Below are 26,036 nucleotides of genomic sequence, written 5' to 3'. Positions count from 1 at the left end.
ACGCGTGACGACCTCGACCCCGTTCCGGATGAAGCCGACCGATCTCGGCAAGCCGCGACTACGCGGCCGGTTGCATCAGTACGCGTTCTTCGTCGCCGCGGTCTGCGGCATCGTGCTCTGCTCGATCGCGCTCAGTCGCCCGGGCATCGCCCCGTTCGTGAGCTGCCTGATCTACAGCATCACGGTCTGCGGCCTCTTCGGCACCAGCGCGCTCTACCACCGCCGCGTCTGGAGCGAGCGCGGCTACCAGATCATGCGCCGGATGGATCACTCGATGATCTTCATCTTCATCGCCGGCACGTACACCCCGTTCTGCGTCTCCCTGCTGGACACCGGCACGGCCAAGTGGATGCTGGGGCTGGTCTGGGGTGGCGCCGTCGGCGGGGTGGCGCTCAAGGTGATCTGGCCGCACCTGCCCCGATGGGCAGGTGCGCCGCTCTATGTGGCGCTGGGCTGGGTGGCCGTCGCGATCATCCCCGACGTGCTGCACGTCGGCGGCGTCACCTGCCTGGTCCTGATGCTGGTCGGCGGCGCCATCTACACCATCGGCGCGGTGTTCTACGCGCTCCGCCGCCCCAACCCGTGGCCGACCGTTTTCGGACACCACGAGTTCTTCCACGCCTGCACGCTGGTCGCCGCGATCTGCCACCACATCGCGATCTACTTCGCGCTCTACGCCTGAGGTCCGCCATGACGAACGGCCCGGCGAGACCGCCGGGCCGTTTTCGCACTTTTTGCGTACGCGATCAGCGGTACGCGGGCGGCGGAGGCGGCGGAACGTCGTCCTGGCGCACCTCGCGGTACTCACTGGCGTAGGTCGATCCGGCCACCGGCGCGCCACCGGTCGTCCGGGTGACCACCGTACGGCGGCGGCTGTTCCAGAACCACAACGTGGTGACCAGCCCGATCAGCCCGGCCGCCATCAGGATCCAGCCGATCACGCTGATGTCGAGGCCGCTGATGTCCGCGTTGACGGCGAACGCCAGGATCGCCCCCAGAGCGAGCAGGAAGATGCTTGCACCGATGCCCATCGGGCCCTCCTCGGTTGGTGCCGCTTTGTCACGACCGCTTTGAATACGTCGATCGAGCCATACCCGTACGGGTGAGTTCCCAATCAGGCAAGCTGTCCACATGACCTTGCGGACGCTGATCCTGCTACGCCACGCCAAAGCGGAGACTCCCGGCGAACTCCCCGATTTCGACCGAGGCCTGACCGAGCGGGGCACGTCCGACGCGGACGCGGCCGGCGCCTGGCTGGTCGACGAACGCCTGCACCCCGATCTGGTGCTCTGCTCGCCGGCCAAACGCACCCGGCAGACCTGGCAGGCCGCGTCGATGGCGCTGGCCCAGGGCGACCGGGCGCACGGCGCTCCCGAGGTGCATTACGAGGACCAGCTCTATTACGGTGGCCGGACCGAGGTGTTCGACCTGCTGCGCGCGGTGCCGGACACGGTCCGCACGATCCTGGTGGTCGGTCACAACCCGACGATGTCCGAAGTGTCCGCTCTCCTGATCCCGGACGAGCAGTGGGACGGACTCGCGGTCGAGCTGAAGACGTCGGGCCTCGCCGTGCACACCAGCGAGGCCCCGTGGTCCGATGCCCAGCCGAAGGGGATGCGCCTGTCCCGCCGGCACACCGCCCGAGGCTGAGCCTTAGCGGCGCCAGGTGCGGATGGTCGTGTACTTCACGTTGCCGAGCTTGTCGTACGCCCGCACCTGCACCCGCATCGTCCGCCGATTCCGCTGATGAAGGTGCCACGTAGGCGCGTGTGGTGGGCCGGAGTCGTCACGGTCGCGGTCGGACCGGCCTCGTCGATGGTGACCACCTGGTCGTAGGTGCTGGCCTTGCCCAGCACGTCGCTGACCTCCCAGGTCAGCTTCGCGGTCGAGGCAGCTCCGACTGGTCGTAGACGCCGTCCAGCGTGCTGGTGAAAGTGGCTCGCGCCCGGTTCGTGGTCGGGCTGATCGAGGTGACCACCCGGCCCGGCATCATCGCTCACTACCCACCCGATGAGCGTGCCCATGATGCCGTTGATCCCGTGCAGGTCGATTTGCATGTGGCCGGAGCGCGACGGGATGGCAGTGCCGGCCCAGTCGTTGGTGCCCCGCCGATACGGCAGCGTCCTCCGATTTGGTCAAGATCCGGGAACGACGAAGGCCGGCGGACGCCCTTGTCCGCCGGCCTACGTCTTTTTCAGGAGAGTGGGAAAAGCTCTAGGTCAGAACACGTCCTCGGACAGGTCCATCAGGTCCAGGTTGGTGTTCTCGATGATCCGGCGGTCGGAGCCGATCCGCGGCAGGATCTCGCGGGCGAAGAAGCGGGCCGCCGCCACCTTGCCGGTGTAGAAGTTCTTGTCGGCCTCGGAGAGCTCGCCGTTCAGCGCCTTCAGCGCGACGTCGGCCTGGCGCAGCAGCAGCCACGCGAGGACCACGTCACCCAGGGCGAGCAGGATCCGGCGCGAGGTCAGACCGATCTTGTACAGCTCGCGGGCCTCACCGCCCTGCACCGCGGCCAGCCAGCCCATCGCCACGCCGAGGATCTGCTGCATCTCGCCGAGCGCCTTGCCCAGCGCCAGCCGCTCGTCCTTGAGCTGACCGTTGCCGGCCTCGCTCTCGACGAAGCCCTGGATCTCGGCGGCCACCGTGCCGAGCGCCCGGCCGCTGTCCTTGACGATCTTGCGGAAGATCAGGTCGAGGCTCTGGATCGCGGTGGTGCCCTCGTACAGGGTGTCGATCTTCGCGTCCCGGACGTACTGCTCCAGCGGGTAGTCCTGGAGGAAGCCGGAGCCACCGAAGGTCTGCAGCGACTCGTGGCCGAGCAGCTCGTACGCCCGCTCCGAGCCGACGCCCTTGACCAGCGGCAGCAGGAAGTCGTTCACCTTGCTGGCGATCTTGGCGGCCTTCTCGTCGCCGGCCGCCTCCGCGATCGCGACCTTGTCCTGCCACGACGCGGTGTAGATCACCAGGGCGCGCAGCGCCTCGGAGTACGACTTCTGGAGCATCAGCGAACGGCGTACGTCCGGGTGGTGGGTGATGGTCACCCGCGGCGCGGCCTTGTCGGTGCTGACCAGGTCGGCGCCCTGGACGCGGTTCTTCGCGTACTCCAGCGCGTTCAGGTAGCCGGTGGAGAGGGTGGCGATCGCCTTGGTGCCGACCATCATCCGGGCGTACTCGATGATCATGAACATCTGGCGGATGCCGTCGTGCTTGTCGCCCAGCAGCCAGCCCTTGGCCGGGGTGCCGTGCTCGCCGAAGGTCATCTCACAGGTGTTGGAGACCTTGAGGCCCATCTTGTGCTCGACGTTGGTGGCGTAGACGCCGTTGCGCTCGCCCAGCTCGCCGGTCTGCGGGTCGAAGTGGTACTTCGGCACGATGAACAGCGACAGGCCCTTGGTGCCCGGGCCGCCGACGCCCTCGACGCCCACCGGGCGGGCGAGCACGTAGTGGATGATGTTGTCGGTCAGGTCGTGCTCACCCGAGGTGATGAAGCGCTTCACACCCTCGATGTGCCACGAGCCGTCCGGCTGCGGGATGGCCCGGGTGCGGCCGGCGCCGACGTCCGAACCGGCGTCCGGCTCGGTCAGCACCATGGTGGAGCCCCACTGCTTCTCGACGAAGAGCTTGGCCCACTCCTTCTGCTCCGGCGTGCCCTCGGTGTGCGCCACGTGGGCGAACGACGGACCGGACGCGTACATCCAGATCGGCGCGTTCGAGCCGAGGATCTGCTCGGCGATCGCCCACCACAGGGTGCGCGGGGCGAACGTGCCGCCCAGCGAGCCGGGCAGGTCCAGCCGCCAGAACTCGGAGGCCATGAAGGTCTCGTACGACTTCTTGAACGACTCCGGCAGCGGCGCGGTGTGCGTCGCCGGGTCGAAGACCGGAGGGTTGCGGTCGGCGTCGGTGTAGCTGGCCGCGAGGTCCTCGCGGGCCAGCCGGTTCACCTCGGCGAGGACGTCGCGGGCAGTCTCCGCGTCGATCTCGTCGAACGGCGCCTGACCGAACGCCTTGTCCGCTCCGAAGACCTCGAACAGGTTGAACTGGAGGTCCCGAAGGTTGCTCTGGTAGTGAGTCATGGTGTCTGGCCCGCTCTCCGAACGCGAGTTACCCGTCAGTAACTAGCACTGTATTACTGATCGGTAGCCACCGACAACCCGGGCAGCCTTTTGTGTCGAACTCACCTGCCAGAGGACGTTGTCCGTCGGATCGAGGGCCAAACGTCTCCGATCAGGTGGTCACCAGTACAGCCGTTCGGCCATTTGCCTACTTCGACACGGGAACCACGTATCGCCCACCGATGAGGCTCGTTGCTCCGGATAGACAGCGGAGAACATTTCACCGCACGCGTCGAGGGGGGCGTTTGCCATGTTCGCCACGATCAAGAGCCTGATTCCCGAGCCACGCCAGGCAGGTCAGCCGCGCCATTACATCGGCCGGCACCGTCTGCCCGAGCCGGTCCCGCCGCTGCCCGCGCCGACCTCGCCGGCCCCGGGCGAGCCCGAGGACAACGCCGCCTAACTCCCGGCGGCACCGACTTCCCAGCTGGGCACCGGGACGGACGCACCGGCGTCCGGACCGGCGTACTCCAGCAGGACCAGAGCGATGTCGTCCTCCAGGCGGCCGTGCACCCAGTCGACCAGCGCGGTCTCCAGGGACGCCAGCCCGTCGCCGACCGTGCCGTGTCCCAGCAGGCGCCAGGCACGGTCGGCGGTCGGGAAGAACTCGCCGTCCCGGCGGGCCTCACCCAGGCCGTCGGTGAAGAGCAGCAGCCGGTCACCCGGCTCCAGCCGCTCGACCCGCGCCTTCACCTCGGGCATGAACCCGAGCGGGGGCGCGGGGGCCGGCGGCTCCAGCGGAATGACCAGCCCGCGACGCAGCAGCAGCGGCGCCGGATGTCCACAGTTGACGATGGTCAGCGTGCCGCCCCGCTCCTCGACCAGAGCCGCGGTCACGAAGTCCTCGTCGCCCACGCTGCGGGCCACCGCCCGGTCCAGGTCCGCCACGATCGATTTCAGGTCGGCCCGCTCGTAGGCGACGTGCCGGTAGGAGCCCAGGACGATGCTGGCCAGCCGGACCGCGTCCAGCCCCTTGCCCCGCACGTCACCGATGATGATCCGGACACCGTACGGCGTGTTCAGCGCCTCGTAGAGGTCACCGCCGATGTCCGCGGCCGCGGTCGCCGAGATGTAGCGCCCGGCCACCGCCAGCGCGCCGACCTGCGGCCCGATCGGGCGCAGCACCGCCTGCTGGGCCACCGAGGCGAGCTGGCGCAGCTCGGTGATCCGATCGGCCTGCTGCTGCCGCTTCACCGCGCCGGCCACCGCGATGCCGGTGGCCAGCATGATCCCGAGGAGGTAGACCATCCCGGCCGAGCTCGCGGTGCCGGACTGGCCCACGAAGACCGCGCTGACCAGGGTGGCGACCACACCCACGCCCAGCACGTACTGCCAGACCGCGAAGAGGGCGGCGAGGACCGGGGCGAGGGCGAGCAGGCCGGCGTAACCGATCGAGGTGCGGTCCGCGGACTCCACGGCGGACACGATCGCGAGCAGCACGAGGGCCGCACCGAGACCGGTGCGGTTCGCTGAACTCATCGGGTGGCGGCCCGGCGGGTTGGTAGGCATGGTTCCGCCGAACAGCATGCCCGATCCACGTCACATCGGGCATCAACTTGACCCCTTGTCCGATCAGGTTCTGACCACCTGTCAGTTGCGGGGTCATTCGGTCGGTCCACGAGGGGCGGCGCGGCGATGACACGATGGCCCGGTGACCGACGATCTCCGCGACCGGCTGCGCCGCGCGTTCCGCTGGACCGACCCCGGCCCACCCAGCGATTATCTGGTCAGCGACCGGTCCGGCTGGTGGCGCGATCCGGTGATCCTGGACGCGCTGGGCCCGGCTCTCGCCGATCTCTTCCGGTCCGACCGGCCCACCGTCGTGGTCTCGCCGGAGGTGACCGGATTTCTGCTCGGCCCGCTCGTGGCGCGGGCTCTCCGGGTGGGGTTCGTCGAGGCGTACCGAGCCGGCGCGCGCCGGGCCATCGCCGAGGAGATGATCTGGGCCGAGGTCCCGGCCGACCACCGCGGCGACGTCCAGCATCTCGGCGTCCGCCGCCGCCTGCTGGCTGAGGACGACCGCGTGCTGGTGGTCGACGACTGGGCCTCCACCGGCGCACAGGCGCGCGGCCTGCGCACCCTGCTCGGCGCCCGATACCTCGGCACCGCCGCGATCGTCGACGAGTGCCCGCCGCCGGTGACCGCCGAGCTCACCATCCGCGCTCTGCTCACCGGCGCCGACCTGGACCCCTGACCGCTCCCGGTCCGCGACACCTCAGGCCGTCAAGACCCCGTTTGCGTACGCCCTGAGCACCCGCCCGCCGCCCGGGGTGATCCACCCTGGACGGCGCCGGGCGGCTCTCAGTACTTGCGCTGGTAATCGGCGAGCGCGCCCCGGCTGATCTGCCAGCCGATCACGGCGTAGGTGGCCAGGCCCCGCACCACGTACGGGTCCTGGGCGATCAGCTCCTGCGCCTCGGCCTCGGTGTCCACGTCCAGCAGGAGGATGCCGCCCACCGGCGGATCCTGCCGCCCCGCGGTGACACACAGCCCCCGCTCCTCCAGCCCCGCCACGAACGCGAGGTGCGCGTCCCGGGCCTGGTCAACCTCGGCGAGCGGCTTCTGGTACGTCGAAATCATCAGATACACCGCGTCATCGTAGATCTCCCGGCACGCCACCTCACCCGCTGGCAGAAAGCTCACCCGCAGACCGGTGTCGAGAGCTCGGGCGTTCCGGCACCGTGCCGCCGCCATCACATGGCAGCTCGTCGAGACCCGAGCGGCGGGTGACGGTGGCCATCCGGATGGTGATGATTTGTAGGGGCTGGGGCTACTTTTTCAGGCGTGCAGATCCAGATCATTGCGGCGCCGGACGCGGGGCTCGTGGCGGCGGCCACCCGGCGCCGGCTGCGGACTCCGGTGCTGGTGGCGCGCTGCGCCGGGTGGGCCCTGCTGGCGGTGACCGTGCTCGTGCAGCTCGCCACCGGGGTGCTGGAGCCGGGGCTGCTGGCCGGCGGGGTGGCGCTCGCGGTGCTGGTGCCGATGACGTTGCTGAACGGCACGGCGCGGCGGTCGCTGCGGCGCGGGCGGCTGACCACCTACGAGATCAGCGACGGCGGGGTGGCCCGCTCGGACGAGGTGGGGCGGCACGCCTACGCGTGGCGGGCGTTCCGGAGCGTGGAGACGCTGTCCGGGCAGCTGATGTTCGGGCTGCGCGGCGGGCGGTGGATGCGGGTGCCGACGACCGGGTTGAGCCCGGCCCAGGTCGAGGAGGTGCTCGGCGCCGCCGCCGCGCAGGGGCTCCGGGTCGACCGTGGTTCGCTTGGCGGGCGGGCTCAGGTCGTACGGTAAGGATCTGGTTTCAGTGGGTTTGAGGTCATCCGTCCGGAGGACGGGTTCCGGTCAGCGGGTCGGCCAGGTGCGGAAGTTCAGCGCCGAGCGGCTCGCGGTCGGGCCGCGCTGGCCCTGGTAACGCGAGCCGTAAACGGCCGACCCATAGGGGTGGTCGGCCGGGCTGGACAGCCGGAAGATGCACAGCTGACCGATTTTCATCCCCGGCCAGAGCTTGATCGGCAGGTTCGCCACGTTGGACAGCTCCAGCGTGACGTGGCCGGAGAAGCCCGGGTCGATGAAGCCGGCCGTGGAGTGGGTGAGCAGGCCCAGGCGGCCCAGGCTGCTCTTGCCCTCCAGGCGCGCGGCGAGCTGCTGACCGAGGGTGATCACCTCGAGCGTGGACGCCAGCACGAACTCGCCGGGGTGCAGCACGAACGGCTGCCCGTCCTCGACCTCGACCTCGGCGGTGAGCTCGTCCTGCTGCTCGGCCGGGTCGATGTGGGTGTAGAGGTGGTTGTTGAAGACCCGGAAGAAGCGGTCCAACCGCACGTCGATGCTGGACGGCTGCATGAGCGACGGCTCGAAGGGCTCGAGCGAGAGGTCGCCGGCCTTGATCTCGGCCACCAGGTCACGGTCGGAGAGCAGCATCGCAACACCATACCGACCTGGGCTTCGTCGCTGTTGCGGTGGTTGTCCCCCGATCGGCGCGTTCGGTGGTCGGATCGAACGTATGTTCGATAGAATGGCCGCATGGCTTCCTGGTCCGAATTCGCCGCCGCCGAGCCGTCGCTCGCCGCCGGCATCCGTGCGCTCCTCCAGCAGTACGGCCCCGGCATGGGCTATCTCGCCACCGTCCGTCCCGACGGCGGCCCGCGGGTGCACCCGATCTCGCCGGTCTTCGCCGGCGCGGGGCTGTATTGCTTCCTGGTCAACTCGCCGAAACGCCGCGACCTGGAGCGCGACCCACGCTACGCGCTGCACTCCTATCCCCCCGAGGAGAGCGACGACGAGGCCTATCTGACCGGCCAGGCCCTCCCGGTCCGCGACCCGCGCACGATCACCGCCATCGCCGGCGCGCTGCGCGCCTCGCCCGACGTCGACTGGCGCCTCTTCGAGCTCAGCATCGAGTCCGCGACCCTGCGCCACCACGGCCCGTCCGGCGCGGTGCCCCTGGCGGCCGCCCCACTCCCGATCCCGATCGCACAGTCATGGCGGGCCCCGCGGAAGTTACCTCGCAAGCTGGCCATGGCCGGCTGATTCCACCCGCCCGAGACCACTGCGGAAGCCATCGCAGCGCCCACCCAGTCCACGCTGCCCGCCCTGCCGCCGCGTCTGCCTGCCCTGCCGCCGCACCTGCACCCGCTCATGCCCGCTTGCGCCGCCGCGCCCTGCCGCTTCCGCCGCCATGCCCGCTCGCGCTGCCGCGCCCACGCCGCCCCACAGTGCCGCTTCCGCCGCCATGCCCGCTCCCGTCGCCCTGCCCGCGCCGCCCTGCCCTGCGCCGCCCCGCCCTGCCGCTTCCGCCGCCATGCCCGCTCCCGTCGCCATGCCCGCTCCCGTCGCCCTGCCCGCGCCGCCCTGCCCTGCGCCGCCCCGCCCTGCCGCTTCCGCTGTCCTGCCCTGCGCCGCCCTGCCTGCGCCGCCTTGCCCTGCCCGCGCCGCCCAGCCCTGCCCGCGCCGCCTTGCCCTGCCCGCGCCGCCTTGCCCTGCCCGCGCCGCCCAGCCCTGCCCGCGCCGCCCAGCCCTGCCCGCGCCGCCCAGCCCTGCCTGCGCCGCCTTCGTATGTTTGCGCCCTGGCGGGCCACGACGGGCAGGGTCACTGCGACGAGTAACGACCGCCCTCGGCACCAGCGCATTCAGGCCGGGCCGAAACCGCTGCGGCAAGTAGCGACCGCCCCAGCCGCCGGCATGTTCGAGTTGAACGGGGCGTCGGTGGCGCCCCAGCGGTATGACGGATGACCACACTGCGGGGTGGTCCCGACACCAAGCCGGATAATCGGGTACAGTGATGCCGCTTGCGGGTGTAGTTCAATGGCAGAACATCAGCTTCCCAAGCTGACAGTGCGGGTTCGATTCCCGTCACCCGCTCGGAGTGGTGAGGGCCCTGTGTCCGCGGAATGCGCGGACCGGGGCCCTCCTCGCATTTCTGCCTGGGGGCCGAGCCCCCAGACTCCGCGTTCCCGTGGCCGCGGTGTCGTCGGGTCGTTTGGGGCGCATCGCCTTCGGCTTGCTCGGCCGGGGCGGTTTCGGTGCATCGCCTTCGGCTCGCACCACGATGACTGGGTGGCCGCTTACATATGCCGGGCGGCCGCGGCCCGTAATTCGCGGACTGCGCGGACGTGGGTGTTCTGTCCTCGGACGTTCGCGGCGCCGGGCCCCACGATGGCGGAACGCTCGGCTGACCGTGCCGAGACGACTGCGCTGCGGGCATGCCCTGGTCGGTCGAGCAGGCCACACAGCAGTGCCCGCGGTCGGACGCCAGGTGCGAACCTGCGTCGGGGCGAGCGACTCTGTCCGATCCGGATCGGCTGGTGACTCGGCTTGCCCGCCTCGACCTGCCGCGCCAGCCTGCACGGCCTGAACCACGTAGGCCGAGAAGAGCCAGGCGGGGCGGCTGTTGGGGCAGGACCGGAGCAACGCGGCCGGGGACGAGCCAAGGCGTTGAAACAGGGGCGTAATCATGATCGATCTGCTGATACGATTCACGGAAGTTTACGTGGGAACGGGACAGTAGCGTCGTGAGCGTCGCCGGCTGTCTCTCCGGGGAGGTCCGCGGTGGGTAGGAACGGTCGGGATCGGCGTGCGCTTCGGGCCGCGGTGGCGGCAGCGGGAGCGTTCGGGCTGGTGGCCACGCTCGGCGTGGGGCCGCTGGGGAGTGCGGCGCTGGCGGCCGGCAGCGCGGCGGGCAGCGAGACCGTGGTCCCGGCCGCGGCTCGGGCGGTGCCGCGAGCCACTCAGGTGCTGAACGCGGGTGAGACCGGTTTCCTCTGGATCCAGGAGGGCGACGACCACCTGCTGTGGACGGAGTACGCGACCGGCGTCACCACCACCCTCGCGCAGCGCCTGTCCGCGCCGGTGAAGTACGACATCGACAACGGATACTTCTCGTTCCTCGAGCAGTCGTTCCAGTCGTTCCGGGTGGCGGACACCCACACCGACACCCTCGCGCTCCACTACGCCACCCCGGCGCCGCACGTCACGCTGACCAGGGGTGGCCAGACCACGACCGTCGACATCCCAGCCGGGCAGCAGTATCAGCGGGTGTCCGGCGAGACGGTGGTGACCACCGACGCGAGCGGGACCTGGCACCTGCTCAAGGACGGCACGGACACCCCGGTGACCGGCCTGCCCGCGGACGCCGCCGAGTTCTCCGTCGAGACCGCGGACGCCTCCGACTTCATCCTGCGCTACAGGTCCGGTGGCGAGACCCACTTCAGCATCGTCAAGGTCGCCACCGCCGCGGCGACCCCGCTGCCGGACCGCTACGACGGCTCGGCCGAGGACTGGGAGGTGTCCGCCTTCCGGCTGACCCCGCACGCGCTGATCCGCCTGCGCACCGGCCGGGGCGCCCTCGACGTCTACGACCGCGCGGACCTGACCGCCGCGCCCCGGACCGTGGACAGCTCGCTGGCGTACTACTCCAACGTGTTCGGCGTCACCGGTTCCACGCTGCTCGCCGTCGAGCCGGTCAGCGCCAGCTCGGGCGACCACCGAGGCCGGGAGCTGTGGGCCCGCGCGGTCGCCGGCACGGACGCCTCGATGAGCGTGGTGATGAACCCGGCCGCCGGCGAGATGACCCAGCTGCCGGACGGCTCGGTGCTGGTGGCCGGCGCCGAGAAATACCTCGGTGAGGGTGACCTCGACTGGGGCTTCTACCGCGTCGCCCAGGCGGCCGACGGCACCCTGACCCGCACCCGGGTCGCCGGGATCGCGGCGGCTCCGGCCCGGGTCTACGGCCTGTCGCTGGGCAGCGGCATCCTCACCCGGGCCACCAGCGGGTCGTATTACCACCCCGGTGACCAGCTCGGCACCTACCAGAGCAGCTGGCTGGGCACCGGCGGCAACCGGGACATCGTCAAGTCCAGCGTGGACGGCTATGTCGCCGGACGGGACGGCGACTGCTCCACCGACGGGCCGCGGTGCGTGCGGATGGTCGCGGACGGCACCGGCTTGCACGGGCGGGAGGCCGGCACCTACGACCACCTCACCACGCTGCTGGCGAACGGAAGCACCGCCGCTGCCGGTCCGAGCGTCGACACCAGGCTGTCCAGCCCGCGGCTCACTGACCTCTCCGGCCGCTGGGGCGTGGTCCGCTCGGGTGTCGGCGGCGAGCCCTACCTCGTCGAGTTCCCCGGGGTGTCGACCGCCAAGTCGACGAAGCAGAACGCGACCGCGACCGCCGTCTGGGGCTCGCTGGTCTGGAACGGCACCGCGAACGGCACGGTGCAGGCCGGCAACGGCGAGGGCTTCAGCACGACGAACGACTGCGCTCCGTCGGCGGTGCAGGCGGTCGGGCGGTTCGTCTACTACGCCTGCGACTACGGCGCCGGCGTCTACGACCGGATCACCAAGGGCGTCAGCCCCGCGCCGACCGGCGAGGTGCTGCTCGGCGACGGCTACCTGGTGCAGGCCACCCAGGCCGACGGGCTTCAGCTGTTCGACCTGGTCGGCAAGACGAACCGGGTCCTGGTACCGGCCTCCGAACTGCCGATGTTCGCCCGGGCCGGATACGACTGGACCGTGGACCGGTTCGGCGGCGGGGTCGCGTACGCCGACGCCGGTGAGCGGGTGCACGTGCTGAACACCGGCATCCCGGCGAGCGCGCTGACCACGATCGACTCGGTGGTGACCGCGGGCCGGGCCACCTGGTGGCTGTCCAAGCCGGCCGCCTCCTGGACGCTGACGCTGCGCACCTCGGCCGGCGCCACCGTCCGCACCCTGACCGGCTCCGAGGCCCGTGGCCTGATCACCGCGAGCTGGGCCGACGCCGGGGTGGCCGGCTGGACGCTGACCGCGCAGCCGGCCGACGGGGAGGGCACGGCCCTGACCCTCTCGGGCGGCACGCCGGCGCCGGCCAACCCGGCTCTCCGGGCAACCAGGGCGCCTGCGATCAGCGGCACCGTCGCGGTCGGCAACACGCTGCGCGCCGCGGTCGGCACGTGGACCCCGGCGCCGACCGGATACACCTACCGCTGGACCGCGAACGGCGTCGCGATCAAGGGGGCGACCAGCGCTTACCTGCCGGTCACCGCGTCCCTGGTGGGCAAGCGCCTGAGCGTGACGGTGACCGCGAGCCGGGCCGGACACCCGTCCGGGACGGCGACCTCGGCCGCCACCGGCGCGGTCGCCAAGGGCAAGGCGCCGCGGGCCACCACCCGGCCGAAGGTGAGCGGCACCGCGAAGGTCGGCCGCAAGGTCAAGGTCTCGGTCGGCGCCTGGTCGCCGAGGGCGGACTCCTACCGGTACGAGTGGCGGGTCGGCGGCAAGCTGGTCGGCACCGGCAAGACCCTGAAGCTGACCAGGTCGATGCGTGGCAAAAAGCTCACCGTGACGGTGATCGCCCGCAAGACCGGTTACCTGGACGGCCGGTCGACCAGCAAGACGGTCACCGTCAAGCGCTAGGACGGCTCAGAGCTTGGCCTGGCGGCGGGCGGTTTCCGTGGCCAGGCCGAGCAGCAGCGCCGGCGGCAGGGCGGCGATCGCCAGGCTCAGGCCGGTCCAGGCCCAGCTGTACACGTCGTCGATCAGCACCTGGCCCACCCCGATGAGCAGACCCGCCAGGTAGAGCAGGCCCAGCGCCATCGCGACCCGCTCGTCGACGGCCAGCCACAGCAGGCCGGCGACGGGCAGGGCCATCAGCAGGCCGAACCCGATGATGCCGGAGATCTGCGGGAAGAGTTGGCCGCCGGCCTCGCCGAGGAACGCGACCAGCAACGGGGCCAGGGCGGCGTACCGAAGCAGTCCCGATGGTGGCAGCGGCCGGCGTCGCACCAGGACCGCGAGCAGAGCGGACGCCGCGAGGAGGTGCCAGTAACCGGCGAAGCCGGCGGGCACCAGCACGACCGCGGCCACCAGATACTGCCGCAAGAGAGCCAGGGTCAGCGCGATCAGGGCGAGGGCCAGCGGGATCAGGGTGCGCTCCGGCGGACCGGACATCTCCCAGAAGGCCGGAACCCGGTGCAGCGCGGCGTTGGTCATCAGCGCGAGCGGGTAGGCCACGGCATGGACGATCAGCATCAGGGCGCCGGTCCGGATCGCGGTCAGCCAGCTCTCCCACGGCGTCGGCGACTCCCGGCCGGCCCGCATCCGCAGCGCGGTGAGCACCAGCGCGATCGTCTCGCGCGGCGCGGGCCGGCTGCGGCCGTCGTCCTCGGCCATCTCCAGCAGGGTGTCCAGCATCTCCGCGCCGCGCTCGCGGCGGAAATCCGCCGGGTAGAGCCGCAGCAGGCGGCCATAGGTCACGTCGAGCGGCGCGGTCATGCCCACCCCATGGCGGCGTGCGGGATCACCACGCTGGCGGCCTCGGCCAGGCGGGCCGCCTCGAATCGGAGCGCGGCCAGCCCGTCCGGGGTCAGCGCGTAGTAGCGCCGGACCCGGCCGTTGACCGTCTCCTCCCGGACCACCCGCACGTAGCCCTCACCGGTGAGCCGGTCGAGGGCGGTGTAGAGCGTGCCGGTGGCCGGCTTGACCCGCCCCTGCGACAGCTCGGCGGCCCGCTTGATGATCGCGTAGCCGTGCAGCGGCTCCTGCTGCAACGCGGCCAGGATGAAGTACGTCGGCTCCCGCATGGGATTCGTCATGCCCGGCAGCCTATACGTAAACCGACTACATATGTAGTCCAGCTACCTATGCCCCGATGTCCAGGAAGACGTTGTCGATCTCGCCGGCGAACTGGTCGTTGCCGCGAGCAGGCCCCTTGCCACCGACCCGCAGCGGCTCCGCGTTCGCCACCGAGAGCGTCGGCGGCACCGGCACCGAGGCGTGGGGCACGCCGTCCACCAGCATCGTCAGCCTGTTCTCGATCCGATTGCACTCCAGGTCGTGCCAGCGCCCGTCGGCCACGTCGATCCGCGGCTCGGCGCGGTAGATGCGCCTCCGCTCGCCGGCCAACACGCAGCTCGGGTGCCCCTGCCGGTGGTCCACCTGGAGCTTGAACTGGCTGCCGCCGCCGACCGAGTAGCCCTTCTGCACCACGTTCGCCCCGTCGGCGAGGTCGGCGTGGGTCATCAGCACCGACGCGCCGTAGCGCAGCGGGCGGCGGCCCGGGTTCAGGCTGTCGTCACGCTGCCCTTCGAGGATTGCCCGAGGGCAATCCCGTTCCCGGGGAAGCGTGCATCGGTCCGGGTAGGCGACCGCCAGGCCCGTCCCTTCCGGTACGAGACGCAGCGTCCCCCCGTTCTGCCCGAGCGGCCGCAGCTCGTGCCGCCCGCCGGTGTCCACGATCGGCTCGGTGACACCGCGGTCGAAGTCGTAGCGCAGCGACACCGGCGTGGTGGCCATCCGCACCCGGCCCAGGTCCGCGGGAGCCGGGAACGGGGTGGTGTTGATCAGCACGCCGGCCGCCGGCGAGGGCAGCAGGCGGTCGGCGGGCAGGGCACGCGCGGGTGTGCCCAGGGACCGGGGGGTCAGGGTGAAGACGCCGGCCAGAACGAGGGTTGCGGACAGGACGCCGAGCGGAACGGCACGCCGTCGAGAGGGACGCATGGGGCTATTGTCCGCATTGTCACTTAGCCCTCGTGTCGAAACTCCGGACACGGAACAGACCACCCGTACGCGTTAGCCCGAACCACCGAACCTGAATGGCCAAGCCGTAACCGCTCGGATCAGCGCCGTCCCGCCGGATGCCCCGCCCCGGCCGGCTCCCCGACCACCGCGTGCAGCACGTCGTCCAGGGTGATCACGCCGAGCGGCCGCCGCCCGTCGCTGACCAGCACGATGTGCAGCCGGTCCCGTCGCATGGTGAGCAGCAGGTCGGCCAGCGTGCGCTCCGGCGACACCACGGCGAGCGGCCGGATCACCTCGGCCGGGATCGGCAGCCGCCGCTGTGCCCCGGAGTAGCCGAGGACGTCCTTGACGTGCACGAACCCGAGCACCCGCCGGGTGTCGCGCTGCACCACCGGGAAGCGGGACCGGCCGCTGCGGGTGGCCACCGCCTCCAGCGTCGCCGGTGAGACGTCGGCGGCCACCGTGGTCACCCGGGACCAGGGCAGCAGGGTGTCGGCCGCGGTCCGGCTGTTCAGCCCGAGAGCGGCGTGGATCCGGGCGTACTGCTCCGAGCCGAGCAGGCCCTCGCTGCGCGCCTGGGTGACCATGCCGGCCAGCTCCTCGGCGGTGAAGACGGTCTTGACCGCGTCGGTCGCCTCGATCTTCCAGAGTTTCAGCACCGTCCGGGACGCCCAGCGCATCGCCACCAGCAGTGGCTTGGTGGCGGTGCAGAAGGCGAGCATGAACGGGCCCAGGATCAGCGCGGACCGCTCCGGCCCGGCCAGTGTGATGTTTTTCGGCACCATCTCGCCGACCACCGTGTGCAGGAAGACCACGACGATCAGGGCCAGCACGAAGGCGACCGGGTGCACCGCCCGCTCCGGCAGGCCGGCCGCGTGGAACGGCTCCTCCAGCAGGTGGGCCAGGGCCGGCTCGGCGATCGCGCCGAGCGCCAGCGAGCAGATGGTGATGCCGAGCTGGGCGCCGGCGATCATCAGCGGGATCTGGTTCATCGCGGACAGCGCCCAGCGGGCCGCCTTGGAGGTGGCGGCCAGCGGCTCCAGCGCCGTCCGGCGGGACGCGATCAGCGCGAACTCCCCGCCGACGAAGAGCCCGTTCCCCAGCAGCAGCACCGCGGTGATGATCAGGTTAGTCATCGGCCGGCTCCTCGGGCGGGGCGACCACCCGGACCTGCTCGATCCGGTGCCGGTCCACCTCCATCACGGTGAACTCCCACCCGTGCTCCTCCAGGGACTCGCCGACCACCGGGATGTGGCCGAGCCGGGCCAGCAGGAAGCCGGCGAGCGTCTCGTAAGGCCCCTCGGGCAGCGCGAAGCCGGTCTGCTCCAGCACCTCGTCCTCCCGCAGGAGGCCGTCGACCAGGAACGTCTTCTCCCCGCCCGGTGCGGTCAGCTCCGCGGCGCCGGCCTCGCCGATCTCGGTGTCGTACTCGTCGGCGATCTCACCGACCAGCTCCTCGATCAGGTCCTCGACGGTGACCACGCCGTCGGTGCCGCCGTACTCATCGACCACGATCGCCAGGTCCGCGTCGGCGGCCCGGAGCGCGGCCAGCACCTTGTCCAGGCTCAGGCTCTCCGGCACGTACACCGGCTCGCGGGCCAGCGCCGACACCTTGGTGGCGGCCCGGCGCTCGGGCGGCACCCCGAGCGCGTCGTTGACCCCGGCCACGCCGGTCACCACGTCGAGGGTGTTCTCGTACACCGGGAAGCGGGTGTGCCCGGTCTGCCGGGCCACCGTGATCAGGTCGGCGGCGCTGGCCGTCGTCTTCAGCCCGACGACGTCGACGCGCGGGGTCATCGCTTTCGCCGCGCGTTTCTCACCGAACCGGATGGTCCGGCGCATCAGCGTCGCGGTGTCCGTCGGCAGCGCGCCGGCCCGGGCGCTGATCGCGGCGAGCAGGCCCAGCTCCTCCGGCGAGCGGGCGCTGGCCAGCTCCTCCTGCGGCTCGATGCCGATCCGGCGGACCAGCCAGTTGGCCGTCCCGTTCAGCGCGGTGATCATCGGCTTGAAGAGCCGGGAGAAGCCGCGCAGCGGGGCGGCGGTGGCCAGCGCCAGGCCCATCGGCCGGGCCAGCGCCGCGTTTTTCGGCACCAGCTCGCCGAAGAGCATCGACAGCAGGGTGGCGACGACCAGGGCGAGAACGTGGGTGACCGTCTCGGTGGCGGAGCCGGCGATCGGCTCGACCACCGGCGTGATCAGCCGGGACAGGGCCGGCTCGGCCAGGTAGCCGGTGAGCAGTGCCGTCAGCGTGATGCCGAGCTGGGCGCCGGAGAGCTGGAAGGAGAGCTCGTGCAGCGCGGTGCGGACCGTCCCGGCGCGGCGGTCACCCGCCGCGGCGCGCTGATCGATCTCCGCCCGGTCGACGGTGACCAACCCGAACTCGGCGGCCACAAAAAACGCGTTGCCCACCGTCAGCAGCGCGAAAGCCGCCAGCGGGAGCACCGCGGTCAGGAGCAGGCCGTCCATGATCGCTTCACCTCGGCCCTCATTCTGCCGGACTCGGACCTTCCGGTACTAACCCTGTGGATGACAGCCCGATCTAACGTCTTGGCATGAACCTTCTCGGGGAGCTGTTGCTGCTGGCGTACGACGACGAGGGTCGCAAGATCCACGACAGCACCCGCCTGGACTACGGCCTCGGCGGCGCGTTGTTGCTGGAACTGGCCCTGTCCGGCCGGATCGACGTGGCGGACAAGAAGGTCGTGGTCGCCGACGCGAGCCCGACCGGAGACCCGTTCGTGGACGAGGCGCTGGCGCGGATCCGCGACGACGGCCGCTCCCGCAAGCCCGGTCACTGGGTGACGAAGTTCGCAAAGGGGACGCGGCAACGTGTCTTGGATCACCTGGTTTCTGCCGAGATTCTGCGGGTCGAGCACGGAACGGTGCTCTGGATCTTCCCCCGGACGACGTATCCCGCGGCGTACGGGACGGAGCCGGTGGCCGAGACCGACGCGCGGCAGCGGATGCGGGCGGCGGTGCTGAGCGACGGGGCGGTGGATGCGCGTACGTCAGCTCTGTGCTCTCTGGTCGCCGCGACCGAGCTGGACCGCAAGGTCTTCGCGGACCTGGACCGCAAGCGGGTCCGGGCCCGGTTGAAGCAGATCGGCGAGGGCGACTGGGCGTCGGCCGCGGTGCGCAAGTCGATCCAGGAGGTGCAGGCCGCGATCATGGCGGGCGCGATCGCCGCCACCACGGCAGCGGCGGCCGGCTCCTGAGAGCCGGCCGCCGCGCGAGAAACCGTCAGGCTTCCTGCTTGAGCGAGCGGAGCAGCACGGTGGCCACGTCGACCACCTCGACCTCTTCCTGCTTGCCCTTGCCGGTCACGCCGTCGCCGATCATCGTGTAGCAGAACGGGCAGCCCACCGCGATCGTCTTCGCGCCGGTCGCGAGGGCTTCCTCGGTCCGCTCGACGTTGATCCGCTTGCCGATCCGCTCCTCCATCCACATCCGGGCGCCGCCGGCGCCGCAGCAGAAGGAGCGCTCGGAGTTACGCGGCATCTCGATGAGGTTGCCGGTCTCGCCGAGGACCTCGCGGGGCGCGTCGAAGACCCGGTTGTGCCGGCCGAGGTAGCACGGGTCGTGATAGGTGATGTCGCCCTCGATCGGCTGGACCGGGGTGAGCTTGCCCTCCTTGACCAGGTGGGCCAGCAGCTGCGTGTGGTGCACGACCTCGACCTTCAGGCCGAGCTGCTCGTACTCGTTGCCGAGCGTGTTGAAGCAGTGCGGGCAGGTCGCGACGATCCGCTTGACCTTCTGGTCGCCGAACGCCTCGTTGAGGGTCTCGACGTTCTGCTGGGCGAGCATCTGGAAGATGAACTCGTTGCCGATCCGCCGCGCCGGGTCGCCGGTGCAGGTCTCGCCCTCGCCCAGGATCGCGTAGTTGACCCCGGCCTCGTGCAGCAGCGTGGCCACCGCGCGAGTGGTCTTCTTGGCCCGGTCCTCGAACGCGCCGGCGCAGCCGACCCAGAACAGGTAGTCGAAGTCCTCGACCTCGCCGACCCGCGGCACCTCGAAGTCCAGGCCCTTGGTCCAGTCCTCGCGGGTGTTCTGCGGGGCGCCCCACGGGTTGCCCTTGTTCTCCAGGTTGCGCAGCATGACGCCGGCCTCGCTGGGGAACGACGACTCGATCAGCACCTGGTAACGCCGCATGTCGACGATGTGGTCGATGTGCTCGATGTCGACCGGGCACTGCTCGACGCAGGCGCCGCAGGTGGTGCAGGACCAGAGCACGTCCGGGTCGATCACGCCGTTCTCGTCGACGCCGCCGATCAGCGGGCGGTTGCCCTCGGCGAGCGCCAGCACGTCCATGTGCGCGAGCTGGGCCTCGGTGGCCTTCTCCTCGCCGGTCAGGTCCTTGCCGCCGCCGGCGAGAAGATAAGGGGCTTTTGCGTACGCGTGGTCGCGCAACGACAGCACCAGCAGTTTCGGCGAGAGCGGCTTGGCGGTGTTCCACGCCGGGCACTGCGACTGGCAGCGGCCGCACTCGGTGCAGGTGGAGAAGTCGAGCAGGCCCTTCCAGGTGAACTGCTCGACCTGGGCGACACCGAACAGGTCCTTCTCCGGGTCGGCCTCCTCGAAGTCGAGCGGCTTGCCCTCGCTCATCATCGGCTTCAGCGCGCCGAGGCCGGAACCGGCCGGCTTCTCCGGGCTGCGCTTGAAGAAGATGTTGAAGAACGCCAGGAAGCGGTGCCAGGCCACGCCCATCGTCGGGTTCAGCGAGATGGTGATCAGCCAGCCCATCGAGATGAGCAGTTTCACCAGCGCGACCCAGGTGGGGCCGTCCTCCCAGGCGGGCATGACGCTGCCGATCGCGTGCGACAGCGGGGCGGCCCACACCGGGTACGGGAACGTGTCGTTGGCGACCTTGAGCCCGCGGATCAGGAAGCCGCAGACCAGCACGCCGACGATGATCGACTCGACGAAGTACGCCTGCCACATGGTCGAGCCGAGGAACCGGCTGCGCTTGACCGCGCCCGGCTTCTGCCGCTGGCGTACGAAGATCAGGTAGAGGATGCCGATCGTGCCGAGGATCCCGAACCACTCGGTGACGAACCCGAAGATCGCCCAGTGGCCGATGATCGGCAGCTCACCGTCCGGCGTCACGGCCTCGAAATACGCCTCGAGGACCAGCGACGACAGGATGATGAAGGAGAACATCACGAACCAGTGGGCCGCGCCGATGGCGGACCACTTCAGCATCCGGGTGTGCCCGACCGACTCCTTGAGCAGGGTCTTGGTCCGGGTGCCCTTGTCGGTGAACCGCTCCGGCGCGGGCTGGCCGGACCGGATCACCTTGGTGATCGTGAGAACGGCACGCACCGCGAGGGCGACGGCCACCACCGTGACCGCCACCGACAGCACGGTGGCGATGATCTGCGCGTAGCCCATGTGTGTTGTGCCTCCTCAGTCGGCTGGGCGCCAGCCTATGTTACCCATGAGTAATAGGCTGGTGCGGGCCGCCGGTCAAGGACCTACGGCACTTCACCAAAAGCGCACCCCACGCCGGGCGGGGGTGCGCTTGGTGCAGACGAATCTACTTCCCGGCTCAGCGCCAGCGGGAGAGAATGCCCAGCGAGGCCACCATGCAGCCGAAACCGACCGCCAGGTTCCAATACCGCCAGCTCTCCACCGGGTACTCCTGGGAGGACAGGTAGTAGATGACCAGCCAGGCGATGCCGACCACGATGAGGGTCACCGCGGTGGCGGGCAGCCAGACCGGGCTCGGCTTCTTGGACGCCGCCGCGACCGCGGGACGGATGTCCGAGGGCGGCGTGTAGACCTTCTTCTTACGAACCTGCGACTTGGGCACGGAACTCTCCTGAGGGCAACAAGTGGTGAACAACCACCGGTGAGCGGCTCCGGGGACTCCGAATGCTGCCCGTGGCGAATACTGTTCGCCAGCTAGCGTAATCAAGACAGCGTGCGGACAGGCACCCGCCGGGGCGAGAAAATACCCGGCGTCTACTTCTCGCGGGAGGCCGGGTGGCTTTTCAAGGTGGACGCGACGGCGCCTCCTGGCAGCTCGCGCTGCGGCGCGCGGCCCGCGGGCTGAGTCCACGCCGCGGTGGCCGGCGGACCATCTGGTCCGTCGGGGTACCGCTGATCGCGCTGGCCGCGGGCCTGCTCTTCACCACGTCCGCGACGACCGCCGACGGCACGGCGCTGCGCGACGACCGGCGGCCGCAACTGGCCCAGTTGATCGCCGACAAGCGGGACCGCCTCGCCGACAGCGAAAAACGCGCGGCCGCGCTCCGGGCCGAGGTCGACGCCGAGGCGGCCCGGCTCGCCGAGGTGGACACCCCGGTCAAGGACGCCCGCCAGCGCGCCGACGCGATCCGCGAGCCGGCCGGGTTCACCGCCCTGCACGGCCCCGGCCTCACGGTCACGCTGAACGACTCACCGCGGCGCGGATCCGACTTCGGCGACAACGCTCCGGACAACGACGATCTGGTCGTTCACCAGGGCGATGTCCAGGCCGTCGTGAACGCGATGTGGGCCGGCGGCGCCGAGGCCATGACGATCATGAATGTGCGGGTGATCAGCACCAGCGCGGTACGCTGTGTCGGCAACACGCTGCTCCTTCACAACCAGGTTTTCTCCCCGCCCTTCAAGATCACGGCAATCGGCGAACCCACAGCGCTGCATCGTGCGTTGGAGTCCGCAGAAGGAGTCAGACAGTTCCGTGAGGCCGTCGCCGACTTCGGGCTCGGTTATGCGGAAAGGAACGAAAAGGACGTGACAGTGCCGGCGTACGACGGGTCGACCGACCTCCGATCCGCACAGGCTGCCCAGTGACGAGCACGCCCGCGGAATACCCGGGCAGCAGCCCGAGCAGCAGGGGACGGCACCGTGCTCCCGACTCCGAGGCGCAGACCGCGTACATCCCGCGGGTCAGCGACACGTCGCCGGACGGGGTGCCCGGTGGGCCGCTGATCCCACCGGTGGGCCTGGGTGCGAACGTGAGCCCGGCCGCGCCGTCGCGCCCGGTGCCGGACAGCGGGCGTACCGAAAAGGGTGTCGACGAGGTCAGCGCGGCCGCCGCGGCGGCCCGCCGCCGCGCGATGCCGTCGGCCCCGGCCACGCCGGAGAGTTTCGATTTCTTCGCCAAGGGCGACGATCAAGACCCGCTTTCGGTACGCCCGGAGCCGTCCCACGCGCCCGCCGGCGACACCCAGCAGATCCCGGTCGGCGGGCTGACCGCCGCACGGGCCGGCGAGCCGCCCGTGCGTCCGGCAGATCCCGCCGCGCCGGTCCCCCCGGCCGGATCAGCGGCGCCGCTCGCCGGATCACCCACCGGTTCCACGGCCGGATCCTCGGCCGCGCCTCACGCCGGATCGCCGTCCGGACCGCTCGCCGGATCATCGGCCGCGCCGATCGGCGGATCGCACACCGGTCCCTCGGCCGCGCCCCTCGCCGGTTCCTCGGCTGCGCCCCTCGCCGGATCGTCGGCCGGGCCGAGCTGGAACACCGAGCCGACCCGGCCGCAGAGCCCGGCCCCGGGCGCCTGGTCCGCGCAGCCATCCACCCCGAGCAGCCCCGCCGCCACCGGCTGGTCCGCCGCACCCAGCAGCCCTGCCACCGCGGGCGGTCCCAGCTCGCCGAGCAGTCCTGCCTGGTCGCCGGGGACAGTCACCTCGACCAGTCCCGCCGCCAGTTGGCCCGCCGGGACCGGCACACCGACCAGTCCCGCTGCCGCCTGGTCCGCCGGGACCACCACGCCGGGCAGTGCTGCCACCAGCGCACACTCCGAGCCCAGCCTGGGCAGCCCCACCGCTGACTGGTCGACCGGCACCGCCACGCCGAACAGCAGTGCTGCCGGCTGGTCCACCGCGGCCGCCACACCGAGCAGCCCCGCCACCAGCGCACACTCCGAGCCCACCTTGCCGGGCAGCCCCACCGCCGACTGGTCCGCCAGCACCGCCACACCCAACAGCCGCGCTCCGGAGGCCGCCACGCCGGGCAGCCCCGCCGCCGGCTGGTCCGCCGGGACCGCGTCATCAAGCGGCCGGGTGGCGGAGCCCGTCACTCCGAGCGCCGCCACCGGGTGGCCCGGAGACATAAAGCCCGGCACCGGCTGGTCCGGAGAGGCGAAGCCCAGCAGCCCCGCGACCGGCAGGTCCGCGGCGACGAAGCCCAGCAGCCCTGCCGCCGCCTGGTCCGCGGAGACGGCGAAGCCCGGCAGCCCGGCGGCGAGTGACTGGTCTGCCGAGCCCACTCGGCAGACCGCCCCGGTTTCCGGGCGGCGCCCCGCGGCCGAGCCGGCCGGTCCAGCCGCACCCGCCTGGGATCCGGACGCGACCGGTCGCATCGAGACCAGCGGCGCCGCGAGCACTCCGGCACCTGGATCACCGGCCGCGTCCACGACCGCCTGGCCGGCGCAGGTGAGCGCCGCCGCTTCGTCACCAGCGGCTCCGCGGAGTGCCCCCGCGTTCCTCGGCACCGGCGCCCCACTGGGCAACCCGGTGCAGCCCGGGACCCCAGCGCCACTCACCAGCCCCGGATCACCGGCCAGCCCCACATCACTCGGGAGCCGCGGAGCACTCGACAGCCCCACAGCACTCGGCAGCCCCACAGCACTCGGTAGCCGCGGAGCACTCGGCAGCCCCGCGGCGCCGGGCAACCCTGGGCCACCAGCCGCCGGCGCGCCCTCCACCGGCCTGTCGGCCGCTACGTCGCCTGCGGCGGTGCCGCCCGCGTCGGCCGCCGCTGTGCCGCCTACGTCGCCGGCCGCTACTCCGGCGGGCACCTGGCCGACGCATCCGAGCGCACCCATCCCCGGCCAAGCGACCGCGAGCACCCCGGAAACGCCCCGGAAATCCCCGGAGACGGCCGAAAAGCCCGTTCCGGCATCCTGGGAGCCCTCCGGCGCCTCGACCCGCCCCCTGCCCGCTGCGAGCGGCCCGCCGATGGGTTCGAAGAACACCCGCTGGGCCAGCAACGAGCCGCTCGAGGAGATCGCCGCGATCGCCTCCGAGACCCAGGTCATCCGGACGATCGACGCACCCACCGGGGTGCTCCCCACGCTGCCGCCGGGCGCGCCACTACCCGGCAAGCTGGCCGCCCTGCCGCCCGGTGGCGCGGCCCAGGCCGCCCGCGAGGCCGCCGGCCCGGACGTCGTGGTCGGCGCCGCCTCGCTCACGGACGTCCCGGCGACCCCGGACGAGACCGGCGAGATCACGCCCGCCGAGCCGCCGAAACGCGGGGAGAAGGTGGTCAAGCTCCGCCCGGAGCAGACCGGCGAGGGCTACAAGAGCGTCTACTCCGAGCTGACCCGGCCCTCCCGGCTGCGCAGCGGCATCCGCGGCGCCGGCGAGCTGATGATCACTTTCGGTCTGATCGTGCTGCTCTTCGCGGGCTACGAGGTCTTCGGCAACTCCGCCGAGGTGCAGGCCGAACAGGACCACCTGGCTCAGGAGCTGGACCAGGCCTGGGCCGACCCGACCGTCGCGCCGACGTCGACGGTGAAGGGCCCGGCCGCGCCCGGCGAGGCCCTGGTCGGCCGGCTCTACATCCCGAAACTGGACAAGGAGTGGGTGGTCGTCAACGGTGTCCGCCCGCAGGACATCAAGTACGCCCCGGGCCACTACCCGGAGACCGCCAAACCCGGCCAGATCGGCAACTTCTCGGTGGCCGGCCACCGGATCAAGAAGATCTTCTGGCGGCTGGACGAGCTGAAGCCCGGCGACGTGATCGGTGTGGAGACCCGCGACAGCTGGTACGTCTACCAGGTCACCGGCCACCAGGTCGTCACGCCCAACCAGGTCGAGGTGGTCGCCCCGGTGCCCAACAAGCCGGGTGAGACCCCGACCAAGGCGCTGCTCACGCTGACCACCTGCAACCCGAAGTTCAACAACTACCAGCGGCTGGTCGTGCACGCGGAGCTCGTGAAGACGGTGCCGCGGGATCAGACCAAGGCGGACGCCGGCATGCCGGCCGAGATGAAGACGAAGGCCTAGCGGATGTACGCCTGGATCTGGCGCAAGCTCCCGGGTGCGCTCTGGAGCAAGTTGAGCATCTCGATCGTGCTGGTCGCGACGATCGGATCGCTCCTGTGGTACGTGGTCTTCCCGTGGGCAACCCCGCTGCTGCCCTTCGACGACGTGCAGGTCGGCGACACCTCGCAGATCGACCCAAACTCGGTCGATCAGGACGCGCCGACCGGCGCCTCGCCCGACCCGGACGAGTCCGCGCCCGACGTGATTCCCTACAGCACGACCTCCAACCATCCGGACCCCGGCGGCCTAGCAGGTGACTGACGTGCGCATCCTCGTCATTGACAACTACGACTCGTTCGTCTTCAACCTGGTGCAATATCTCGGCCAGCTCGGCGCCGACTGCGAGGTCCGCCGCAACGACGAGATCACCGTCGCCGAGGCGGGCACCCTGGGCGCCGACGGCATCCTGCTCTCGCCCGGCCCCGGCGAGCCGACCCGCGCCGGCATCATGCTCGACGTGATCAGGGAGTACGCCGGAAAGCTCCCGCTGTTCGGCGTCTGCCTGGGCCACCAGGCGATCGGCGCGGCCTTCGGGGCGACCGTCACCCGCGCCCCGGAGTTGCTGCACGGCAAGACCTCGCTGGTCCACCACAAGGGCGAGGGCGTGCTGGCGGGCCTCCCCGACCCGTTCACCGCGACCCGCTACCACTCGCTCGCCGTGCTGGAGGAGACCCTCCCGGACGAGATCGAGGTGACCGGCCGCACCGACTCGGGCGTCGTGATGGCGATGCGCCACCGCACCCTGCCGATCGAGGGTGTCCAGTTCCACCCGGAGTCGGTCCTCACCGAGGGCGGCCACACCATGCTGGCCAACTGGCTGGACACCTGTGGCCTGCCCACCGCCCTGGAGCGCGCCCCGGAGCTCGCCGCCGAGGTGGAGACCCGCCGCCGCTCCGCCTTCGCCACCGCCTGATCAGTTCCAGACAACGAC

At 71.1% G+C, this 26,036-nt stretch carries 26 protein-coding genes and 1 tRNA gene; 13 read left to right on the top strand and 14 right to left on the bottom strand.

Features of this window, described 5'->3' with window-relative positions; all coding sequences use genetic code 11:
- Window positions 1-4: 4 nt before the first annotated feature.
- Window positions 5-682: a PAQR family membrane homeostasis protein TrhA gene (gene trhA, locus Aiant_RS21560; protein WP_189331946.1), complete on the top strand. Its 678-nt coding sequence runs from the start codon at window positions 5-7 to the stop codon at window positions 680-682.
- A 64-nt stretch (window positions 683-746) separates the two neighbouring features.
- On the opposite strand, the gene Aiant_RS21555 is transcribed toward trhA, so the two are convergent.
- Window positions 747-1,031 carry a DUF6458 family protein gene (locus Aiant_RS21555; RefSeq protein ID WP_189331947.1) on the bottom strand — a complete coding sequence of 95 codons (285 nt, stop codon included), beginning with the start codon at window positions 1,029-1,031 and terminating at the stop codon, window positions 747-749.
- A 100-nt stretch (window positions 1,032-1,131) separates the two neighbouring features.
- Between Aiant_RS21555 and Aiant_RS21550 the strand changes: the two genes are divergently transcribed.
- On the top strand, window positions 1,132-1,650 hold the full coding sequence (locus tag Aiant_RS21550; protein WP_189331948.1) for a SixA phosphatase family protein: 519 nt from the start codon (window positions 1,132-1,134) through the stop codon (window positions 1,648-1,650).
- 35 nt (window positions 1,651-1,685) lie between these two features.
- On the opposite strand, the gene Aiant_RS21545 is transcribed toward Aiant_RS21550, so the two are convergent.
- The gene (locus Aiant_RS21545) at window positions 1,686-2,057 is read right to left on the bottom strand and encodes a hypothetical protein (protein ID WP_189331949.1); all 372 of its coding nucleotides are present in this window, start codon (window positions 2,055-2,057) and stop codon (window positions 1,686-1,688) included.
- Window positions 2,058-2,219: 162 nt separating this feature from the next.
- Window positions 2,220-4,073, bottom strand: coding sequence for an acyl-CoA dehydrogenase (locus tag Aiant_RS21540; protein WP_189331950.1), 1,854 nt, complete (start codon window positions 4,071-4,073; stop codon window positions 2,220-2,222).
- A 289-nt stretch (window positions 4,074-4,362) separates the two neighbouring features.
- Here Aiant_RS21540 and Aiant_RS21535 point away from each other — a divergent pair, with 289 nt between their 5' ends.
- Window positions 4,363-4,515: a hypothetical protein gene (locus Aiant_RS21535; RefSeq protein WP_189331951.1), complete on the top strand. Its 153-nt coding sequence runs from the start codon at window positions 4,363-4,365 to the stop codon at window positions 4,513-4,515.
- Here Aiant_RS21535 and Aiant_RS21530 read toward each other — a convergent pair.
- On the bottom strand, window positions 4,512-5,639 hold the full coding sequence (locus Aiant_RS21530; RefSeq protein WP_189331952.1) for a PP2C family protein-serine/threonine phosphatase: 1,128 nt from the start codon (window positions 5,637-5,639) through the stop codon (window positions 4,512-4,514). The two genes, Aiant_RS21535 and Aiant_RS21530, sit on opposite strands and share 4 nt — an antisense overlap.
- 124 nt (window positions 5,640-5,763) lie before the next feature.
- Here Aiant_RS21530 and Aiant_RS21525 point away from each other — a divergent pair, with 124 nt between their 5' ends.
- Complete coding sequence (locus Aiant_RS21525; RefSeq protein WP_189331953.1) at window positions 5,764-6,306, top strand: phosphoribosyltransferase; 543 nt, start codon at window positions 5,764-5,766, stop codon at window positions 6,304-6,306.
- A gap of 107 nt (window positions 6,307-6,413) precedes the next feature.
- Here Aiant_RS21525 and Aiant_RS21520 read toward each other — a convergent pair whose 3' ends face one another.
- Window positions 6,414-6,692 (bottom strand): YciI family protein, encoded by a 279-nt coding sequence (locus Aiant_RS21520; RefSeq protein ID WP_189332322.1) that lies wholly within the window; start codon window positions 6,690-6,692, stop codon window positions 6,414-6,416.
- Between the two features lie 204 nt (window positions 6,693-6,896).
- Between Aiant_RS21520 and Aiant_RS21515 the strand changes: the two genes are divergently transcribed.
- On the top strand, window positions 6,897-7,403 hold the full coding sequence (locus Aiant_RS21515; protein ID WP_189331954.1) for a YcxB family protein: 507 nt from the start codon (window positions 6,897-6,899) through the stop codon (window positions 7,401-7,403).
- 51 nt (window positions 7,404-7,454) lie between these two features.
- On the opposite strand, the gene dcd is transcribed toward Aiant_RS21515, so the two are convergent.
- Window positions 7,455-8,033 carry a dCTP deaminase gene (gene dcd, locus Aiant_RS21510; RefSeq protein WP_189331955.1) on the bottom strand — a complete coding sequence of 193 codons (579 nt, stop codon included), beginning with the start codon at window positions 8,031-8,033 and terminating at the stop codon, window positions 7,455-7,457.
- Window positions 8,034-8,135: 102 nt separating this feature from the next.
- On the opposite strand from dcd, the gene Aiant_RS21505 reads away from it, so the two are divergent.
- The 3 genes from Aiant_RS21505 to Aiant_RS21495 all read left to right on the top strand — a co-directional run bounded on the left by Aiant_RS21505 (window position 8,136) and on the right by Aiant_RS21495 (window position 13,007).
- Complete coding sequence (locus Aiant_RS21505) at window positions 8,136-8,642, top strand: pyridoxamine 5'-phosphate oxidase family protein (protein WP_189331956.1); 507 nt, start codon at window positions 8,136-8,138, stop codon at window positions 8,640-8,642.
- A gap of 760 nt (window positions 8,643-9,402) precedes the next feature.
- Window positions 9,403-9,473 (top strand) — tRNA-Gly (locus Aiant_RS21500).
- 687 nt (window positions 9,474-10,160) lie between these two features.
- Window positions 10,161-13,007 (top strand): hypothetical protein, encoded by a 2,847-nt coding sequence (locus Aiant_RS21495; RefSeq protein ID WP_212847123.1) that lies wholly within the window; start codon window positions 10,161-10,163, stop codon window positions 13,005-13,007.
- 6 nt (window positions 13,008-13,013) lie between these two features.
- Here the strand turns inward: Aiant_RS21495 and Aiant_RS21490 are convergent, their stop codons facing one another.
- The 5 genes from Aiant_RS21490 to Aiant_RS21470 form a co-directional block, all read right to left on the bottom strand.
- A complete protein-coding gene (locus Aiant_RS21490; protein ID WP_189331958.1) occupies window positions 13,014-13,865 on the bottom strand; it encodes a hypothetical protein in 852 nt (283 codons plus the stop codon).
- Window positions 13,862-14,185: a PadR family transcriptional regulator gene (locus Aiant_RS21485; protein WP_212847122.1), complete on the bottom strand. Its 324-nt coding sequence runs from the start codon at window positions 14,183-14,185 to the stop codon at window positions 13,862-13,864. The genes Aiant_RS21490 and Aiant_RS21485 overlap by 4 nt, the downstream gene beginning before the upstream one ends.
- A gap of 46 nt (window positions 14,186-14,231) precedes the next feature.
- Window positions 14,232-15,089, bottom strand: coding sequence for a laminin G domain-containing protein (locus Aiant_RS21480; RefSeq protein ID WP_189331959.1), 858 nt, complete (start codon window positions 15,087-15,089; stop codon window positions 14,232-14,234).
- A 119-nt stretch (window positions 15,090-15,208) separates the two neighbouring features.
- A complete protein-coding gene (locus Aiant_RS21475) occupies window positions 15,209-16,246 on the bottom strand; it encodes a hemolysin family protein (RefSeq protein WP_189331960.1) in 1,038 nt (345 codons plus the stop codon).
- The gene (locus tag Aiant_RS21470) at window positions 16,239-17,576 is read right to left on the bottom strand and encodes a hemolysin family protein (RefSeq protein ID WP_189331961.1); all 1,338 of its coding nucleotides are present in this window, start codon (window positions 17,574-17,576) and stop codon (window positions 16,239-16,241) included. The genes Aiant_RS21475 and Aiant_RS21470 overlap by 8 nt, the downstream gene beginning before the upstream one ends.
- 86 nt (window positions 17,577-17,662) lie before the next feature.
- On the opposite strand from Aiant_RS21470, the gene Aiant_RS21465 reads away from it, so the two are divergent.
- Window positions 17,663-18,325 (top strand): GOLPH3/VPS74 family protein, encoded by a 663-nt coding sequence (locus tag Aiant_RS21465; RefSeq protein ID WP_189331962.1) that lies wholly within the window; start codon window positions 17,663-17,665, stop codon window positions 18,323-18,325.
- 25 nt (window positions 18,326-18,350) lie between these two features.
- On the opposite strand, the gene Aiant_RS21460 is transcribed toward Aiant_RS21465, so the two are convergent.
- Window positions 18,351-20,498 (bottom strand): (Fe-S)-binding protein, encoded by a 2,148-nt coding sequence (locus Aiant_RS21460; RefSeq protein ID WP_189331963.1) that lies wholly within the window; start codon window positions 20,496-20,498, stop codon window positions 18,351-18,353.
- 157 nt (window positions 20,499-20,655) lie between these two features.
- Entirely contained in the window at window positions 20,656-20,919 is a 264-nt protein-coding gene (locus Aiant_RS21455) for a cell division protein CrgA (RefSeq protein ID WP_185038488.1), read from the bottom strand.
- Between the two features lie 173 nt (window positions 20,920-21,092).
- On the opposite strand from Aiant_RS21455, the gene Aiant_RS21450 reads away from it, so the two are divergent.
- Window positions 21,093-21,905 carry a DUF881 domain-containing protein gene (locus Aiant_RS21450; RefSeq protein ID WP_189331964.1) on the top strand — a complete coding sequence of 271 codons (813 nt, stop codon included), beginning with the start codon at window positions 21,093-21,095 and terminating at the stop codon, window positions 21,903-21,905.
- Between the two features lie 529 nt (window positions 21,906-22,434).
- Here the strand turns inward: Aiant_RS21450 and Aiant_RS21445 are convergent.
- A complete protein-coding gene (locus Aiant_RS21445; RefSeq protein WP_189331965.1) occupies window positions 22,435-23,325 on the bottom strand; it encodes a hypothetical protein in 891 nt (296 codons plus the stop codon).
- Window positions 23,326-24,016: 691 nt separating this feature from the next.
- Here Aiant_RS21445 and Aiant_RS21440 point away from each other — a divergent pair.
- From Aiant_RS21440 to Aiant_RS21430, 3 genes are read left to right on the top strand one after another with little or no spacing between them, the layout of a single operon-like run.
- Window positions 24,017-25,066, top strand: a complete 1,050-nt coding sequence (locus tag Aiant_RS21440; RefSeq protein WP_229830337.1) for a class E sortase — start codon at window positions 24,017-24,019, stop codon at window positions 25,064-25,066.
- Between the two features lie 3 nt (window positions 25,067-25,069).
- On the top strand, window positions 25,070-25,366 hold the full coding sequence (locus Aiant_RS21435; protein ID WP_189331966.1) for a hypothetical protein: 297 nt from the start codon (window positions 25,070-25,072) through the stop codon (window positions 25,364-25,366).
- A 1-nt stretch (window position 25,367) separates the two neighbouring features.
- The gene (locus tag Aiant_RS21430) at window positions 25,368-26,018 is read left to right on the top strand and encodes an aminodeoxychorismate/anthranilate synthase component II (protein ID WP_189331967.1); all 651 of its coding nucleotides are present in this window, start codon (window positions 25,368-25,370) and stop codon (window positions 26,016-26,018) included.
- Window positions 26,019-26,036: the final 18 nt, after the last annotated feature.

This window comes from Actinoplanes ianthinogenes (assembly GCF_018324205.1).
GTDB classification, from domain to species: domain Bacteria; phylum Actinomycetota; class Actinomycetes; order Mycobacteriales; family Micromonosporaceae; genus Actinoplanes; species Actinoplanes ianthinogenes.
Note: the sequence above shows the minus strand (reverse complement) of the source record. Positions and strands in the feature narration are given on the sequence as shown.